The following is a 2,314-nucleotide window of genomic DNA, read 5'->3' on the forward strand; positions in this document are numbered from 1 at the left end:
ATGCGGCTTGTGAAGGGGGCGCGGGGGCGCTGCCCCCGTCCGCGCGAGCGCGGACTCCCCCGGAGTATTTGGAACGTAAAGAAGGGCAGGGCGCCCTTGGGAGGATGTGCGAGATGAGCACGATCAGGCTGACGGCGGCGCAGGCCATGGTGAAATGGCTGAGCGTGCAGATGACCCCTGAGGGGGAGCGCTACATCGACGGCATGTGGGCGATCTTCGGGCATGGCAACGTGGCCGGCATCGGCGAGGCGCTGCACGCCTATCGCGATGTCTTCCCGACATGGCGCGGGCAGAACGAGCAGACCATGGCGCATGCGGCCATCGCCTATGCCAAGGCGAAGAAGCGCACCCGCGCCATGGCCGTGACCTCGTCGATCGGGCCGGGCTCGACCAACGTGGTAACGGCGGCGGCGCTGGCGCATGTGAACCGGCTGCCACTTTTGATCGTGGCGGGCGACGTGTTTGCCACCCGGCGGCCCGACCCGGTGCTGCAGCAGGTCGAGGATTTCGACGACGGCACGGTCTCGGCCAATGACTGCTTCCGCCCGGTGTCGCGCTATTTCGACCGCATCACCCGGCCCGAGCAACTGCTCACCGCGCTGCCGCGCGCGCTGCGCACCATGACCGACCCGGCCAATTGCGGGCCCGCGACGTTGGCCTTCTGCCAAGACGTGCAGTGCGAGGCCTATGATTTTCCCAAGGCGTTCTTCGAGCCGCGCGTCTGGCACATCCGCCGCCCGCGCCCCGATCTCGACGAGCTCGAGAGGGTGGCACAGATGGTGCGCGAAGCGAAGCGCCCGGTGATCATCTCCGGCGGCGGCACGATCTATTCGCAGGCCGAGGAGGCTCTTGCGAGCTTTGCCAGCACCCACCGCATTCCGGTGGCCGAGACCCAAGCCGGCAAATCGGGCCTGTCGCAGGATCACCCGATGAACTTCGGCGCTTCCGGCGTCGACGGTTCGGCGGCGGCCAATGCGGCGTCACAGAATGCGGACCTTGTGATCGGCGTGGGCACCCGGTTCCAGGATTTCACCACCGGCTCGCGCACGCTGTTCAGTGAGGGCGCAAAACTGGTCTCGATCAACATCCACGGCTACGACGCCGCCAAACACGGCGCGGAGAGCCTGGTGGGCGACGCGAAGGTCGCGCTCGAGGCGCTGTCGGAGCGGCTTGGAGACTATCGTGCCGAGGAGCCGGATGCGGTCGCCCGCGAGGACTGGCTGCGCGCGGTGGACGCCTATTGCGCCCGGCCCGAGGATCAGGCCGCCAAGCCCACCGACGGGCAGGTCATCGGCGCGGTGCAGCGCGCCACCGGCGAGGATGCGGTCGCGATGTGCGCCGCGGGCACCATGCCGGGCGCGCTGAAGCTGCTGTGGAAGCCGAGCCAAGGCGGCTATCACATGGAATACGGCTATTCCTGCATGGGCTACGAGGTCGCCGGGGCCATGGGGCTGAAGCTTGGCGCGCCGGAGCGCGACGTGATCTGCTTCGTGGGCGACGGTTCCTACATGCTGGCCAACTCGGAGCTGGCGACGGCGGTGATGCGGCGCATCCCCTTCACCGTGGTGCTGACCGATAACCGCGGCTACGGCTGCATCAACCGACTGCAGACCATGGGCTGCGGCGGTGAGCCGTTCAACAACATGTATGTCGACTGCAATGTCGAGGTGCAGCCCGAGATCGACTACGTGATGCACGCGGCCGCGATGGGGGCGCACGCGGTCAAGGCCACGGGCACCGACCAGCTCGAGGCGGAGCTGAAGGCCGCGAAGAGCCGCGACATCCCCACGGTCATCGTCATCGAGACCGTCGCCAAGGATTTCCCCGGCACCGGGCTCGAGACCACCGCGGGCGAGCATGGCTTCTTCTGGGACGTGGCCGTGCCCGAGGTCTCGGCGCGCGCGAAGCAGCGCGACCGCTTCGAGGAATATCTCGGCCAGATCGCCAAGGCCCGGCTGGTCAACTGAGCCGGGCAGAGAGACGGAAAGGACAGGACATGAGCCACTTGCTTCACCGCCCCTTCGGCACCCATGGCGAGGTGCTGCGGATCACCCCCGAAAGCGCCGGATGGCGCTACGTGGGCTTTGCGCTGCACCGGCTGCGGGCCGGCGATCGCATTGCCGACGTGACCGGCGCGCGCGAGATCATCCTCGTGATGGTCGAGGGCAAGGCGAAGATCTCCGGCGCGGGTCAGGACTGGGGCGAGCTCGGCGAGCGCATGAACGTCTTCGAGAAGACCCCGCCGCATTGCCTCTACCTGCCCGACGGCAGCGACTGGAGCGCCGAGGCCACCACCGACTGCACCATCGCGGTC

At 67.9% G+C, this 2,314-nt stretch carries 2 protein-coding genes; both read left to right on the top strand.

Annotated elements, in window-relative coordinates; genetic code table 11:
- The first annotated feature begins 113 nt into the window (after positions 1 to 113).
- On the top strand, positions 114 to 1,967 hold the full coding sequence (gene iolD / locus AC6RA4_RS21510; RefSeq protein ID WP_500163795.1) for a 3D-(3,5/4)-trihydroxycyclohexane-1,2-dione acylhydrolase (decyclizing): 1,854 nt from the start codon (positions 114 to 116) through the stop codon (positions 1,965 to 1,967).
- Positions 1,968 to 1,996: 29 nt separating this feature from the next.
- Positions 1,997 to 2,314: 5-deoxy-glucuronate isomerase (locus AC6RA4_RS21515; protein WP_500163797.1), on the top strand; the 318-nt coding region annotated here is incomplete at its 3' end.

The organism is Salipiger sp., assembly GCF_059781815.1.